This is a genomic window from Mesorhizobium sp. M1217 (genome assembly GCF_040318275.1).
Taxonomy (GTDB): Bacteria; Pseudomonadota; Alphaproteobacteria; order Rhizobiales; family Rhizobiaceae; genus Mesorhizobium.
On the sequence record NZ_JAMYMA010000021.1, the window covers coordinates 41,073 to 53,894 of the forward strand.

The window sequence follows — 12,822 nt, forward strand, 5'->3', positions numbered from 1 at the left end:
CATAGCCAGCAACACGAGGTTCTTCGCGCCAGCCGCCAGTTCGACTACCTGGACGATATAGAAGACCGACGCGCCCGTAATCTCGCAAATCCGGCGCTTAGGACGTCGAGAGCGCTGAGGCCACAACAACAAGCAGAGCCGCGGTCGCGACAAACGACGCCGAGGCGAGCAGCAGTCCAATCAGGGTGACGAGACCGTCGCGTTCCATCAAGGCGACGGCCAAGACCACCAGTGAGAGCACCGGCAGGATATTGCCGAAGGGAATTGGCAGGGCGATAACGACGGCGAGCAGGAAGATCGGTACGCCGAGCAGGGTCTGCACCGTCGGGCCCGTCAGGATCTCCAGCCGACCGGCGCGCACCATTTTCTCCACCCGGCCGATCATCGGCATCGAATGACGGACGACAAGATCGAGCGCCGCAGGCGAAAACTGGCGCTCGCTGATGATGGCGGGGAACCAGACCCTCCGGTTGCCCGCGACGATCTGGAGCGAGACCAGCGCGAGTCCGCTGCCGAAAACCATGCCGAACGGCCCCGGGATCGGCGTCAGCGCCGGAATGGCCAGAAACAGGATTGAGAAGCCGATGCCAGTTTGGCCCATCGCCTCCAGAGCCTCCCCAATCGAGAGGCCGCCTTTCGCGCGAGCGAGTTCCAGCATCTCGTTCAACCGCGCGGAGGCCGCACCCTGCGGCGGTCTTCTGTTCGCATCCTGATCGGACGTCTCGCGCACGCAGCCGGTCCTTACGCATCCTCGCCAGCTCTGTTCAGAGCCCGGACAAGGGCTGCGCATTGCGGGTCCTGGCTATCTAGAAGCTCCACCGGCGCGGTACGGCCAATCGCTATGTTGATGGCGGTGACCGCCGCCCAGCCGTAGTCGCCGGCGGCGCGCTCAATCAGTTGCGGGCCTTGAGACGTCAGGCAGTTCTGGGACTGGCGAACGATTTCCACCGGAAGCCTCGCGCGCTCAGCTTGTTCCTGTATCTGGGTTTGCAGGGGGCCGATGACGAGCATGGCAAAAATCCAGGTGATGAATTCCGCAATCATATCTTCTTCCTTCTGTTCCTTAGCTAACGGTATTCGTCTTTGCAGAGCCCGGTCACACAGGCTGCCGCTGCTGATCCCGCGTCTTGAGAAGACTCCAGACCACGCCGGCGCCAATGATCGCAAAGGTAATGCCGAGCGAGAGGGCGGCCGGGAACTTTTCAAGGCCCAGGAGATCGGCGACGAAGATCTTCGAGCCGATGAAGATCAGAACGATAGCGAGCGCGGGCTTCAGGTAACGGAAGCGGTGGATCATCGCCGCAAGCGCGAAATAAAGGGCGCGAAGGCCGAGGATCGCAAAGATGTTCGAGGTGTAGACGATGAACGGATCGGTTGTGATCGCGAAAATCGCAGGGATGGAATCCACGGCGAAGATGACGTCGGCCACCTCGACCATCACCAGCGCCATGAAGAGCGGCGTGATGAACCAGCTCGTCCGGCGCGTCCCGAGATTTCTCTTTTTGACGAAAAACCGCTCGCCGTGGTGCTCGTCGGTGACGTTAAGGCGATTGCGCATGAAGCGGACGAGGACGTTCTTCGATACGTCAGGTTCTGCCTCCTTGATGATCAGCATCTTGATGCCAGTGACAATCAGGAACGCGGCGAAGATATAAAGGACCCAAGCGAACTCGACGACCAGCGTCGCGCCGACACCGATCATGATGGCACGCAGCACGAGGACGCCGAGGATGCCCCAGAAGAGCACCCGGTGTTGGTAAATGCGCGGCACGGCAAAGAATGAGAATATCAGGGCAATGACGAAGACGTTGTCGAGCGCCAGCGTCTTTTCGACGACGAAGCCTGTCAGATAGGCGAGGCCGGCGTCGGAGCCGAGATACCACCATACCCAGCCACCGAAGGCGAGCCCGAGCGCGATATAGAGGGCAGAAAGCATTACGCTTTCACGGACGCCGATTTCCTTGTCCTGCCTGTGAAGAATTCCAAGGTCGAACGACAAAATGGCGATAACGAGGGCAAAAAAGCTCGACCACATCCAGAGCGGCGTTCCCAGCCACTCGACGAACAAAAATGAGAGGTTCAAGGGCAATCGCCTGTCGGCACGGGTTGTCAGAAAATCGGTCCGACATCGCAAGAGTGCCGAGGCTCTCACCAGAGGGGCCCGGACCAGCGGGTTGGTGCCCAGTTGGGGATTCATTTTCTGGCGATCAAGGGTCCGGCGGGACTTTTATTGGGCCGGAAAATTTGCCTCTCGGAGTCTCGCTTAGGTCGTACACGTGAAGCACACCCCATCTGGCGCGACATGAGATGATGGGCGAGAGGTGAAGACAATAAGAACAAGGAAAGCGCTATCTGCCTTGATGACGACCTTGCCCTTGGCAGGGGGCGGACCGCCTGCCAGGGATAAGCTGCATTTGGTCACGGCCGTGAATTGACCCGGAGCGAGCGAGCTTCCGCTTGGGGGCGACTCCGGCCGCTGGTGATGTCGTCACGACCATCATGCGGCCACGCCATTCCACGTCCTATTGAATTTCACAGGTGATCAAAGTGCTCCAGCCAAAGAAAGCGGTCCAACCGGCGACGGATATCGTTTTTGCCGGCGTTTAACGATCGAGCCTGAACCTCGACCGAAAGGACCACGCAATGAAGACCTTCCTCAAGCGCAGCATATCCATGCCCGCAATCATCCTGCTTTGCACGGGGGCGGGCGCGGCCGCGCCGCTCGGTGACAAGAATGGCGACGGCAAGCTGGCCTTGGCCGAATTTCAGTCGGCGTTCGAAATACGGATAATGCGTGCCGACACCAACACCGACGGCAAAATCTCACTGGACGAATGGAAAGCGCGTCCGGCCGCGGGCAAGGGCGAGCGTGACCCCTCAAAAGTGTTTGCAACACTGGACAAGAACAATGACGGCTTTCTCGAAAAGGCCGAGATTGATCCGATGGCAAGACGGCGTTTCGATCTTATCGATACAAACGCAGACGGCATGATTTCGGCTGAGGAGCTTTCAGCGCGAAAGGCATTGGCCAAGAAGTGAAGGCAAAGATTTGCGGGCACATTATCCTTGAGTGGCCAGGAGACAGACGAGGACCTTCTGGCCCGGATCGCGCGAAGCGATCAGGCGGCGGTTCGCAGCATGATCTCCCGCAAGCTGCCCCGCGTGCTCGGACTTGCGGCACGCATGCTGGGTGATCGTAGCGAGGCAGAGGATGTCGCACAGGAAGTGTTCCTCCGGATATGGCGCCAGTCACCGGACTGGGAGGCGGGGAACGCACGCTTCGACACATGGCTGCATCGCGTGGGCGCTCAATCTTTGCCATGACCGCCTCCGCAGGCGCCGTGAAATATATATCGCAGAGCCGCCCGACCGGGCCGACCGGGGCCTGGCCCCGACCAGAGATTGCGCGATCGCGGCGAAAGGCAATCGATCGCAACAGCGCTGGCGATACTTCCCGATCGGCAGCGCCAGTACTATCAGGAACTTTCCAATATCGACGCCGCCGATGTCATGGGCATCAGCGTCGAAGCCTTGGAAAGCCTTCTCGCGCGCGCCCGCCGCAATCTGCGCAATCATCTTGAGGCCGAGCGTGACGATTAGCCTGGAGCGGACACAATGAGCCCCGAACGGTTCGAAGCCGCACGCGCCGGCCGCGCCGAACTGGCGCGACTTATCGCGCAGGACCCGCTGGACCGGACGGCCGTCGAAGCGCAGCTGTCGGCAGTCCGGACGGCTGACATTGCCTTGCGCACGCGTCTTGAAAAGGCCGTCATCGATTTCGCCCAAACGCTTACGCAGGCTGAGCGCCAGATCTTAGTCGAGGGCTTGAGAGGCCGCGGCGCCATGCTGCGGCGCCTTAATTCCGGCAACAACTAATTCGCCGCGACGTCAACGACGCGTCCGTCGTTCCGCGCCAGGACAGGATGGCCGCGGGCTGGCACTAGACGCGCACGCGCGACAGAATCCAGCCAGGTGGGGCGGATGCAGACGGGCCGCGGGTCGCGATGATCGCGACCGGTGGATGGGACACGCATAGCGGCCAGATCAGCCGCCTCGCCAACCAGTTGCGGGCGCTTGACACGTTGAACGGCTCATTCGCGCGGGGCTTGGCGAGGTCTGGCGCCAGACCGCAGTACTCGTCGCCACCGAATTCGGGCGCACGGCTGCAGTAAACGGCACAGGCGGCACAGATCACGGCACGGCCTCCGCAGCCAATGGTGCCAGGAGGCGCAGTGCTTGGTGGCCGCGTACTGGCGGATTGGCCCGGATTTAGCCAAAGCGCGCTTTAAGAGGGGAGGGACCTGGCGCCGACGCTGGATCTGGACGCGCTTATCGCGACTGTGGCCGCCGAAGGGCCTAGGCTTGAAACCGAGCTGACGATGCGACGCTTGTTTCCCGACAGAACATTCAAAACGGCGCTCAGCGGCCTGATTGAAACCTGATCGCTGGTACGCAGCAGATTGGCCCAGTGCCGCTGGTCTTGACGCAGACCTGTTGTCCGGGCGCAGTTCGGAATGCCTGTCGAGTTCGCAGCCATTTCAGCGCTCGCCAGAGGCCCTCGCCAATTTTTCAAATGGCCGAAAGAGGCGACCGGAGGATCGCCGATTCAAAAGATCACTGCCAGCGACGGATCGAGATTTCTGCGGCGTTTAACGGGCGTGAGTATCTTTTGAAGGAGATTCCGACGATGGTGAAATGTCTGGTGACAGCGTTTATAGGTGCCGGATCGCTGTTAATGCTCAGTGGTCCATCTCCTGCCGTCCCGTTGAGCGCGACAAACCCGCCTGTCACATCGTCTCCGATCGAAAACGTCCGTTACGGTTGCGGCTGGGGCTGGCATCCAAATCGCTGGGGGCGCTGTGTGCCCAATCGACGTGTTGTTGTCCGTCCCGTGGTGCGGGGCCCCGTGATAATCTATCGTCCGGGTTGGCACCACCGCCATTGGTATTATTGGCACTAACGCCGGAGTTGATCGGAGTTTGGCCTTGATGGTAAGCTCTGAGCGCCGAACCGAACACGCCCGGCATGCTCCGGATAGGATGCCGTATCCAGAGTCGATGCTCCAAGCGAAGGCACGGCGACATGCTATCCGCCGTTGCGGAGGATTATCGGTCCGTGCCGCGCCTGACCACAGTCGCCCAGCCAACCGAGGAGCTCGGCACAACGCGACCAGGCATCTCTTGGCCTGGTCGAAGCAAGATCGAAGTCAAGTTCGGAATGGTATTATCCATGTAGCGCCTTTGCGCAAGACGGCTGCCGAAGTGATCTTGACCGACTTGGCGCACGGCGGCAAGGCGGCAAGGCGGCAAGGCGGCAAGGCGGGATGAGTGTCCGCAGCCGGGGCCGTAAGGCTTGCGGCAAAGTTCGGCATTGCAGCACCCGCAAAACGCGCTTCGCGCTTAGCTCCACGAAATCGCCCGGCGAACTGGGGTGCAAGCTCGATCACCTTCAGATAGTTGCCTTCAATATCCTTCTTGGGCCTCGAATTCGGCAAGGGCCATCCGGTGACGACGAAGGTCAGGCCACCATGCGTCCGCGCCGTGGCGAATCCGCGGTTCGGGCGGATACAGGTTTCTAACCGATAGAGGGAGGCCGTATTCCGCTTGGACGTAGCATGTTGCCATTCACTCGCTCATATTCTGAAGCGCGTCATGCTTGGCGATTTCGATGCTGCGCAGGCTAATCAAACGAATGACGCCTTTCTTCTTAAGCCTGGTGAAGACCCGCGAGACCGTCTCGATGGTGAGTCCTAGGTAGTCGCCGATATCCATGCGCGACATCGGCAACTCAATCTTACGCAGACCGCCTTGGCGCTCCGCCATGTCGACGAGGAACGCTGCGACGCGTTCAATGGCGTTCTGACGACCTAGGACCAGAAGGTGTTCCTGCGCCCTTGTCAGGCCCTTGAGCGCCAGCGGCAGCAACTGATGCGACATGTCGGCTCCGGCAGCGATGCGGAAGACGCGGATGCCGGTGGCATTGATAGCTTCGGCGAAGAAATGATGCGTTGCACCGCCTTCGAAGCCGAATGTCTCTCCAGCCAGGTGAAAGGCACTTATCTGCCGGCGCCCGTCAGCAAGCAGGCGGTAGATGCGCACGGCGCCAAACTCGACCTGGTAGAAGACCCCGGCCTTTTCGCCCTGGGCATAGATTCCCGCACCGGCGGGAAAGAAGTTGAGCGGCTGCAGCAGCGCGGGATGGAATGTCTCCGGCGGGTTCGGCTGAGGCGACCGCGACTGCGCTTCGATTCGCGAGGTTGTGTAGGCGTGCATGGCTGTTTTCCCGGTTGGTCCGTGTCACAGCAATCGCGCGAATCCTTATGTCGCGAAATTCGGTTATGTCCCTACGGGGAATTACCTATAACCACCGCTTGCGCTGGCCCGAACGTCTTTTTCGGCGATCGTTTAGCTATTCACTTGCTTCGCGGCCCGACACCTGCTCGATGAGGATGCGAAAGAAAACGTGCGGCGTGCTGTCCGAAACGGCGGGCGTAACTGGCTTGAGGGCACCTGGCTCCCACCAGTTGGTGTGCCTGCTCAACACCGACCATGCATGGTCGCGCTGAACCTTGCAGCCGATCTGGTCAGTCAGTTCTTCATAGCGGCCGTCGACAACCACGCTTCTCCATCCCCGCCCTTGGCCGCGTTCGTCGACCTGGAAGGACACCAGCGGATTGGCCCGCATCCAGTCGATCTTCTTACCCAACATGGAAAATGCGTAAAGGTGATTGTCCGCATGGGCATAATGCAGCGGGACGACGTAGGGCTGCCCGTCTTTCGCGCATGCCAAGCGGCCGACACGATTGGTCGTGAGCAATTTCGTACATTCCAAGGCGGAAAGCGTACGGATCAACATCAACGCGATCTCCTGTTTTTCGTCACTGCACGGGTGTCACCGTGCTTTATTGGGTTTGATATCCGGCATCGCGGATCTTGTTTGAATCTCGATTATAGTCCTGCTGCCAGGGCGATGATTGATCACGATCAAGGAGTCGGTCATGCGACATACGACCAAACGACCATGTGTGGCCGGTCTCGTCATTCACATGGAGGCCAGGCCGCGCTGTCACCGGCGATGCGGGAGTGGCCGATCTCGGAAATATGATCGAGATCAATGCGGGGGCCTGCCGCTTCTACGCATCATAGGGAATGATGTGGAAGCCAATCTCAAGCGCTCCGTTCGGTCGTGAGCTCGAACTCGCCGTCTTTGACGAGGACGGCGAACATACCCTTGTCTTCCCTTGCATAAAGGAGCGGGAAGGCTGGAGGAACGCTGCCAGCCGATCGCGCGTTGACATCCACCCGACCCACTGGCGCGACTGGATTCCGGATGGCATCCCGGCAAACAGCGGGAAGTTTCTTGGGGACTCGCCCTAACGTTCGGATTCCACAACCAATGCCATGCGCACGAGATGCGACAGGCTGCTCGCGGCCATTTTGCTCATGACATTGGCGCGATGGATCTCGACCGTGCGCGGGCTGATGCCAAGATCGTAGGCAATCGCCTTGTTTGGCAGGCCGGACACAAGACCGTCCAGCACCTGTCGTTCTCGCTCCGACAGGGCGGCCAGACGCCCGCGGATTTCCACGCTTTGTGGGTGTGTCGCATCCGCCTGGTTACGATTGCCCAACGCGGAGCGGATCGCATCGATCAGCACCTCGTCGTCAAACGGCTTTTCGATGAAATCGGCGGCACCTTCCTTCATCGCCTGAACAGCGAGCGCCACGTCGGCATGACCCGTCATGACAATAACTGGAATGGCATGCCCGCGGGTCCGGAGCTGCCGCAGGAACTCGATGCCGTCAATGCCGGGCATGCGCACATCGGTCACGATGCAGCCGTCAAGACTGATCGTGGCCGTGGCCAGAAAAGCTGTCGCCGATTCGTGCAGGCGCACAGCGAAGTCAGCCGTCGCCAACAGAAAACCAAGCGATTTGCGAACGTCGACGTCGTCATCGACTACATGCACAAGATGGCTATCGGCCACTGGCGACCTCTTCCTTTTCCACGATGCGCAAGGTGAACCGGAAGGCGGTTCCTCCGGACGGCATTGCCTCGGCCCAGATGTGACCGCCGTGCGACTCAACGATCGTACGGCAAATAGAGAGGCCGACGCCCATGCCCTGCTTTTTAGTGGTGACAAATGGCTGGAAAAGCTGGGCGGAGACTTCCGGCGCAAGACCGGTGCCCGTGTCGATCACGCTTACCTCAGCCATGCCGTCATCACGGGCCACAGTTATGATTTGCAACTCACGGCGTGGTACGCCTTGCATGGCATCTATCGCATTGCGCATCAGGTTCAGCAGGACCTGCTGAATCTGGATGCGGTCCGTCAAGACCAGTTCGGCGGCGGGATCGAGCTTATAGCTGACACGCACGTCTATTTCTCTTGAGCCGACCAGTGCCAGTGACGAGGCTTCCTCGATAATCGCCGGCAGGCGTTCGACTTGACGCTCACTCTCGCCTCTTGCGACGAAGTCCCGCAGGTGGCGAATGACGTCTCCGGCCCTTAATGCCTGTTCCGCTGCCTTTTCGACGGCTTCCCTCAGCATCGGCGCATTCTCTTCCGTGCTTTTTTCGAGAAGCCGGCGACTGCCTTTCAGGTAGTTCGTGATTGCCGTGAGGGGCTGGTTGATTTCATGGGCAAGTGTCGAAGCCATTTCGCCTAGCGCGGTAAACCGCGCCATGTGGAGAAGCTCCTGCTGCTGCTCCTGTATCCTTGCCTCTGCTCTGTGGCGCTCCGTCAAGTCGCGGCAGAAGCCGGTAAAGAAGCGGCCGGTTCCAGGATGCATTTCACCGACAGAAAGTTCCATCGGAAAAGTTGAGCCATCCTTGCGCATTCCAGTGACGGTGCGGCCGAGCCCGATTATCCGGCGCTCACCGGTTGATAGATACCGGTGCAGATAAGCATCATGCTCTTCGCGGTAGGGTGACGGCATCAGCAGATTGACGTTCTGACCGATGACTTCGCTCGACTGGTAACCGAACAGCGTTTCGGCAGCCGCGCTGAAGGATTGAATACTGCCCTGTTCGTCGATGACGACCATTGCGTCGGGCACCGTCGCCAGGATCGAGCGCAAATGATCTTCACGCAAACGAAGTGCGGCGTTCGCAAAGGAGAGCTCGCTGACGTCGGTGCCTTGGACAAAGATGGCCGTGATGCGACCATCGTCGGCTTTGATGGGCTGATAGACGAAATCGAGGATGCGCTCTTCGACCGGCTCCTCATCCTTGTTGCGAAGAGCGACCTTCACGCCCTGACCGCTGTAGGGCTCGCCCGTTTCGTACACCTGGTCCAGCAGCTCGTAGAAACCCTGGCCTGCAAGCTCGGGCAGGGCCTCGCGTACCGACCTTCCTATCACTTGCCTCTGGCCAATCAGGCGTTGATAGGCGGCGTTGGTCAGCTCGAAGACGTGGCCCGGCTCACGCATCAACGCGATGAAACCAGGGGCCTGCTCGAACATCTGGGAGAGCCGGTCGTGTTCGGCCGTGCCCCGCCCTTCGGCGCAAACACCAGTCGACAAGTTACGTGTTTGTTTGTCGTCCAAATCAAGTCCTATGATCGGGGAACCCGCAGCGCAGTCTTGTTACCATCCATTGCTCGTTCTGCACACGGAAAACCCATGAAGCCAAACAGTTGCGGTCGAGCCTGCTGGACCTTTCGGAGCTCACCCCATCGGCCTGCCGGCTGCACCCTTATGTCGTATAGCCGCCGGTCACATAGGAATTTCAAAGTTGTCACCTTGCGGCATTCACGCCAGCCCCAATCGCCACGAGAGGAGTCGACTGTTGACCGAGATCAATGCAGCGGTCGCCGACATGGCGATGATCTGCCGGGAAACGGGAGTAAAACGACATGAGTTTTCTCGACTACCTGATTTCAGTCGACGCCAGGACCGCCTTGATGGGAAGCATGATGCAGAAGCTCGGCGTCGACAAACAATTGAAGGTCGTTCCGGACGATGTTGGCGTAACCAATCGGGCGGTGGACCGGTGTCGCTCCTGCGGGCACCAGGATGAATGCTCGACTTGGCTTGATGAACACCAGCAAGCTGATGATCCGCCAGACTATTGCCGCAACCGCGACCTGATCGCACGGCTGCGGCACGCAGCCGTTGGCCAATGATAGAGCGTTACGCAGGCATACCGCAGTTCGCGTCACCAAGGCCGCCGCGAATGCCTGCAACTCCACTTTCATGTAAACAGCCGACTGGCCCCACGGGCTGCCCGCTTGTTATCAAGGCCACCATGACAGGAACCTGCAGCGATGCCCCGCAACGGCGCGCCGCTAACTAACGACACTGCGAGGCGCCGGCAGTTGTTGCTCGGGTGATACGTGCGGATTTGCAGACACAGTAAGATTGGATAAAAAACAAATTTACGTATTTCTTTCAGGTCCGATCCGATCCATGCCGACGAAGGCCCCATCGTAGACGCGACTTCACTCGGCGCGTCGCGGGCCTGTTTGAGTGCGGGGATCACCTTGAGGTCCCTCGAAAACCAAGGACATGCACATGACTGCGAATGGTCGGAGCAAGAGAACGATCATCATCGATGGTACTCCGTTGCCATACGTGCTTGACGAGGCCATGATCCGTCGGCGAACGCCTGATCGCGATCGAGGAGGTGGCACGGACGTTTAACGTATCCGAAACGCACCTCAACAAGATCGCCAATTCCCTGACGCGCAGCGTTACTTGAAGGCGGTCCGCGGTCGCTCCGGTGGGCTTGCCCTGGGGCGGAGCCGCGAGAAGTTCCGGATCGGCGACGTGGTACGGCTGACGGAGCCAGATTTCGCGCTTGTGGAGTGCTTCGCGACCTGAAATGAGTGCGTGCTTACCGGCTGCTGCAACTTTCAGGCATGTTCGGCGAGGCGATGGCCTCCTTCCAGAACACCCTTGACCGTTACACGCTGGCCGACGTCGCGTTGACGCCCAGGACTTTGTCGGCGGGCTACCTGCATCCGATGCTCCGCCATACCAATTAGCGTGGGTAAACCCACAATCAGCCGCAACGCCGCGCGATGCGTATCTGCCTGCCCGTGGAGACAAGCATGACTGACTCAAACAAAAACGACACACCGATGGCCAAGCAATTCGAGTCCGGCGTCGACCTGAACAACACACTGCTCCCTATGCTGATCGGCGGGCTTGTTCTGATCGTCGTCGGTGCAATCGTGGTCATGACGTTGGTCTAGTTTTCCTGGCAGACGCTCATCAAAGTTGCGAAAGCGCAACGAAGGCAGCCCGCGCGCGATTTATGAAGAGACCTCGCATATCGCGGAGACTTCATCGTGAAGCAGCGCAGTTCAATCAACCCCGACATGGTCGTTGACGAGATCATGAGAAAATGGCCGGCAACGGTGGCCGTGATGCTGGCCTACAGGATGCTTTGCGTGGGTTGCCCGATCGGCGCTTTCCATACCGTGGCCGAAGCATGCCGCGAGCATGGGATCGACGAGACCCGCTTCATTTTGGATCTGGAATCGGCTGTTCGAGAAGAACGGTGACGGTCACCCCTTATCGCGGTTCTCGGCCAGAACCACCAAGCGATGTGCATCCTTGACCGTGACTTTCTGGCGACCGCTGACGATTATTCCATTTTCCTCCCACCTGCTGAGCAGCCGGCTCACCGTGTGCAGTGTCGTTCCCGTCATCTCGGCAATGTCCTGCCTCGAAATCGGGAAGTCGATTTCGATGCCGCTGTCTGTCTTTCGGCCGGTCTGGTTCGCCAGGCGCAGCAGCGCATGCGCAACCCGCTGCTCAACCTGCTCCGTGGACATCTCCACCACCCGCGTCTGGGTCTCCTGCAGCCTGGTTCCAATCGTCCTGTAGGTGCTTGCCCCAAACAGGGGAAACCGTCGCGCCAGGTCCGGCCAGAGAGCGTTGGGCCAGGCTAGAACCACGCAGTCCACCGCGGCGACCGCACTGGCAGGGTAGGTCGTTCGCCCTAGTGCTGCAGCGACACCAAAAATTTCGCCTTCGCTGATGTATCTGGCGATGACCTGCTGCCCGTCAGGCGTGGTGCGGACAACGCGTATGTGCCCGGCGACCAGCACGAAAAACGAATGGGCCTCGGCTTCCTGCTCAAAGATCGCCGTGTCCTTGGCATACCGAGACGACCGCGCATTTTGTACGATCTCGCTCTGCTCGTCGGGCGTAAGCCCCTGGAAGAGAGGCAGTCCAGAAATCACCGATCGATCCAACGCAGCCAAGCGGATCCCTCACAGCCCTACGGTTCCGCATCAGTCGTGCGGGAGACCTTTCTTATCCCGAGTTTGCGCCAGCGCAAATTATCCCCGGCCGCATCAAGCTAAATCGCATGGAACGGCGCAATGCCGCGAAGACGAAACAAAGGACAAATCGATGAAACTCTCCATCCTCGCTGCCGCAATCTCCATCCTCGCGCTCGCCAGCGGCGCAAGCGGGGAAGAGCACGTGGTGCAAATGCTCAATAAGGGCGAAAAAGGCGCCATGGTTTTCCAGCCGGCCTTCGTCAAGGCGGCACCCGGCGACACAGTCAAGTTCGTGCCGACCGATAAGGGCCACGATGCGGAGTCGATCAAGGGTATGATCCCGGATGGCGCCGAACCTTTCAAGGGGAAGCCCAACGAGGAGATCACCGTCACACTGACCCAGGAAGGTGTGTACGGCGTCAAATGCGCGCCTCACTACGGCATGGGCATGGTCGCCCTGATCGTTGTCGGCAAGGCGGTCAACCTCGACATAGCCAAGACGGTGAAACATGCGGGGAAGGCAAAGACGGTGTTTGCCGACCTGTTCAGCCAGGTCCCGGCCAACTGACCGGGAATCGATACAGCCA

Annotated in this window: 18 protein-coding genes and 1 pseudogene; 11 read left to right on the forward strand and 8 right to left on the reverse strand. The window is 59.7% G+C overall.

Going from position 1 to position 12,822, the window contains the following annotated elements; all coding sequences use genetic code 11:
- Window positions 1–97 precede the first annotated feature (97 nt).
- From NKH37_RS28020 to NKH37_RS28030, 3 genes are read right to left on the reverse strand one after another with little or no spacing between them, the layout of a single operon-like run.
- On the reverse strand, window positions 98–730 hold the full coding sequence (locus tag NKH37_RS28020) for an exopolysaccharide biosynthesis protein (RefSeq protein ID WP_352641948.1): 633 nt from the start codon (window positions 728–730) through the stop codon (window positions 98–100).
- Window positions 731–741: 11 nt separating this feature from the next.
- Complete coding sequence (locus NKH37_RS28025; protein WP_352641946.1) at window positions 742–1,044, reverse strand: hypothetical protein; 303 nt, start codon at window positions 1,042–1,044, stop codon at window positions 742–744.
- Window positions 1,045–1,096: 52 nt separating this feature from the next.
- Window positions 1,097–2,083 carry a TerC family protein gene (locus tag NKH37_RS28030; protein ID WP_353041924.1) on the reverse strand — a complete coding sequence of 329 codons (987 nt, stop codon included), beginning with the start codon at window positions 2,081–2,083 and terminating at the stop codon, window positions 1,097–1,099.
- 560 nt (window positions 2,084–2,643) lie between these two features.
- Between NKH37_RS28030 and NKH37_RS28035 the strand changes: the two genes are divergently transcribed.
- From NKH37_RS28035 to NKH37_RS34120, 5 genes and pseudogenes are all read left to right on the forward strand, one after another.
- The gene (locus NKH37_RS28035) at window positions 2,644–3,039 is read left to right on the forward strand and encodes an EF-hand domain-containing protein (protein WP_352641942.1); all 396 of its coding nucleotides are present in this window, start codon (window positions 2,644–2,646) and stop codon (window positions 3,037–3,039) included.
- 27 nt (window positions 3,040–3,066) lie between these two features.
- Window positions 3,067–3,600, forward strand: a pseudogene (locus tag NKH37_RS34115) (RNA polymerase sigma factor).
- A 15-nt stretch (window positions 3,601–3,615) separates the two neighbouring features.
- Window positions 3,616–3,876: a periplasmic heavy metal sensor gene (locus NKH37_RS28050; RefSeq protein WP_023720391.1), complete on the forward strand. Its 261-nt coding sequence runs from the start codon at window positions 3,616–3,618 to the stop codon at window positions 3,874–3,876.
- A 217-nt stretch (window positions 3,877–4,093) separates the two neighbouring features.
- Window positions 4,094–4,273, forward strand: coding sequence for a DUF1501 domain-containing protein (locus NKH37_RS28055; RefSeq protein ID WP_352641977.1), 180 nt, complete (start codon window positions 4,094–4,096; stop codon window positions 4,271–4,273).
- Between the two features lie 462 nt (window positions 4,274–4,735).
- Window positions 4,736–4,960: a GCG_CRPN prefix-to-repeats domain-containing protein gene (locus tag NKH37_RS34120; protein ID WP_502897852.1), complete on the forward strand. Its 225-nt coding sequence runs from the start codon at window positions 4,736–4,738 to the stop codon at window positions 4,958–4,960.
- Window positions 4,961–5,624: 664 nt separating this feature from the next.
- Here the strand turns inward: NKH37_RS34120 and NKH37_RS28060 are convergent.
- The 4 genes from NKH37_RS28060 to NKH37_RS28075 all read right to left on the reverse strand — a co-directional run bounded on the left by NKH37_RS28060 (window position 5,625) and on the right by NKH37_RS28075 (window position 9,464).
- On the reverse strand, window positions 5,625–6,272 hold the full coding sequence (locus NKH37_RS28060) for a helix-turn-helix domain-containing protein (protein ID WP_023720393.1): 648 nt from the start codon (window positions 6,270–6,272) through the stop codon (window positions 5,625–5,627).
- Between the two features lie 136 nt (window positions 6,273–6,408).
- Window positions 6,409–6,855, reverse strand: coding sequence for a pyridoxamine 5'-phosphate oxidase family protein (locus tag NKH37_RS28065; protein ID WP_023720394.1), 447 nt, complete (start codon window positions 6,853–6,855; stop codon window positions 6,409–6,411).
- Between the two features lie 517 nt (window positions 6,856–7,372).
- Window positions 7,373–7,987 carry a response regulator FixJ gene (fixJ, locus tag NKH37_RS28070; protein ID WP_353041926.1) on the reverse strand — a complete coding sequence of 205 codons (615 nt, stop codon included), beginning with the start codon at window positions 7,985–7,987 and terminating at the stop codon, window positions 7,373–7,375.
- Window positions 7,977–9,464 (reverse strand): PAS domain S-box protein, encoded by a 1,488-nt coding sequence (locus NKH37_RS28075; RefSeq protein ID WP_245278640.1) that lies wholly within the window; start codon window positions 9,462–9,464, stop codon window positions 7,977–7,979. Before NKH37_RS28075 ends, fixJ begins: the two co-directional genes overlap by 11 nt.
- 392 nt (window positions 9,465–9,856) lie before the next feature.
- Here NKH37_RS28075 and NKH37_RS28080 point away from each other — a divergent pair, with 392 nt between their 5' ends.
- The 5 genes from NKH37_RS28080 (at window position 9,857) to NKH37_RS28100 (ending at window position 11,509) form a co-directional block, all read left to right on the forward strand.
- The gene (locus tag NKH37_RS28080; RefSeq protein ID WP_353041928.1) at window positions 9,857–10,126 is read left to right on the forward strand and encodes a DUF6455 family protein; all 270 of its coding nucleotides are present in this window, start codon (window positions 9,857–9,859) and stop codon (window positions 10,124–10,126) included.
- A gap of 571 nt (window positions 10,127–10,697) precedes the next feature.
- The gene (locus NKH37_RS28085) at window positions 10,698–10,823 is read left to right on the forward strand and encodes a helix-turn-helix domain-containing protein (protein ID WP_023720399.1); all 126 of its coding nucleotides are present in this window, start codon (window positions 10,698–10,700) and stop codon (window positions 10,821–10,823) included.
- A 5-nt stretch (window positions 10,824–10,828) separates the two neighbouring features.
- Window positions 10,829–10,987, forward strand: a complete 159-nt coding sequence (locus NKH37_RS28090) for a hypothetical protein (RefSeq protein WP_353011609.1) — start codon at window positions 10,829–10,831, stop codon at window positions 10,985–10,987.
- Between the two features lie 66 nt (window positions 10,988–11,053).
- Window positions 11,054–11,197, forward strand: a complete 144-nt coding sequence (locus NKH37_RS28095) for a hypothetical protein (RefSeq protein ID WP_352641937.1) — start codon at window positions 11,054–11,056, stop codon at window positions 11,195–11,197.
- 96 nt (window positions 11,198–11,293) lie between these two features.
- A complete protein-coding gene (locus NKH37_RS28100; RefSeq protein ID WP_031194416.1) occupies window positions 11,294–11,509 on the forward strand; it encodes a DUF1858 domain-containing protein in 216 nt (71 codons plus the stop codon).
- 3 nt (window positions 11,510–11,512) lie between these two features.
- Here the strand turns inward: NKH37_RS28100 and NKH37_RS28105 are convergent, their stop codons facing one another.
- Window positions 11,513–12,214, reverse strand: coding sequence for a Crp/Fnr family transcriptional regulator (locus tag NKH37_RS28105; protein WP_031194417.1), 702 nt, complete (start codon window positions 12,212–12,214; stop codon window positions 11,513–11,515).
- Window positions 12,215–12,365: 151 nt separating this feature from the next.
- Here NKH37_RS28105 and NKH37_RS28110 point away from each other — a divergent pair, with 151 nt between their 5' ends.
- On the forward strand, window positions 12,366–12,803 hold the full coding sequence (locus tag NKH37_RS28110; protein WP_023720404.1) for a pseudoazurin: 438 nt from the start codon (window positions 12,366–12,368) through the stop codon (window positions 12,801–12,803).
- Window positions 12,804–12,822: the final 19 nt, after the last annotated feature.

Coding starts and splice junctions, on each gene's coding strand:
- NKH37_RS28025 (WP_352641946.1), bottom strand. CDS start 1,044: ATGATTGCGGAATTCATCACCTGGATTTTTGCCATGCTCGTCATCGGC.
- NKH37_RS28035 (WP_352641942.1), top strand. CDS start 2,644: ATGAAGACCTTCCTCAAGCGCAGCATATCCATGCCCGCAATCATCCTG.
- NKH37_RS28050 (WP_023720391.1), top strand. CDS start 3,616: ATGAGCCCCGAACGGTTCGAAGCCGCACGCGCCGGCCGCGCCGAACTG.
- NKH37_RS34120 (WP_502897852.1), top strand. CDS start 4,736: ATGCTCAGTGGTCCATCTCCTGCCGTCCCGTTGAGCGCGACAAACCCG.
- NKH37_RS28060 (WP_023720393.1), bottom strand. CDS start 6,272: ATGCACGCCTACACAACCTCGCGAATCGAAGCGCAGTCGCGGTCGCCT.
- NKH37_RS28065 (WP_023720394.1), bottom strand. CDS start 6,855: ATGTTGATCCGTACGCTTTCCGCCTTGGAATGTACGAAATTGCTCACG.
- NKH37_RS28075 (WP_245278640.1), bottom strand. CDS start 9,464: ATGTTCGAGCAGGCCCCTGGTTTCATCGCGTTGATGCGTGAGCCGGGC.
- NKH37_RS28080 (WP_353041928.1), top strand. CDS start 9,857: ATGAGTTTTCTCGACTACCTGATTTCAGTCGACGCCAGGACCGCCTTG.
- NKH37_RS28095 (WP_352641937.1), top strand. CDS start 11,054: ATGACTGACTCAAACAAAAACGACACACCGATGGCCAAGCAATTCGAG.
- NKH37_RS28110 (WP_023720404.1), top strand. CDS start 12,366: ATGAAACTCTCCATCCTCGCTGCCGCAATCTCCATCCTCGCGCTCGCC.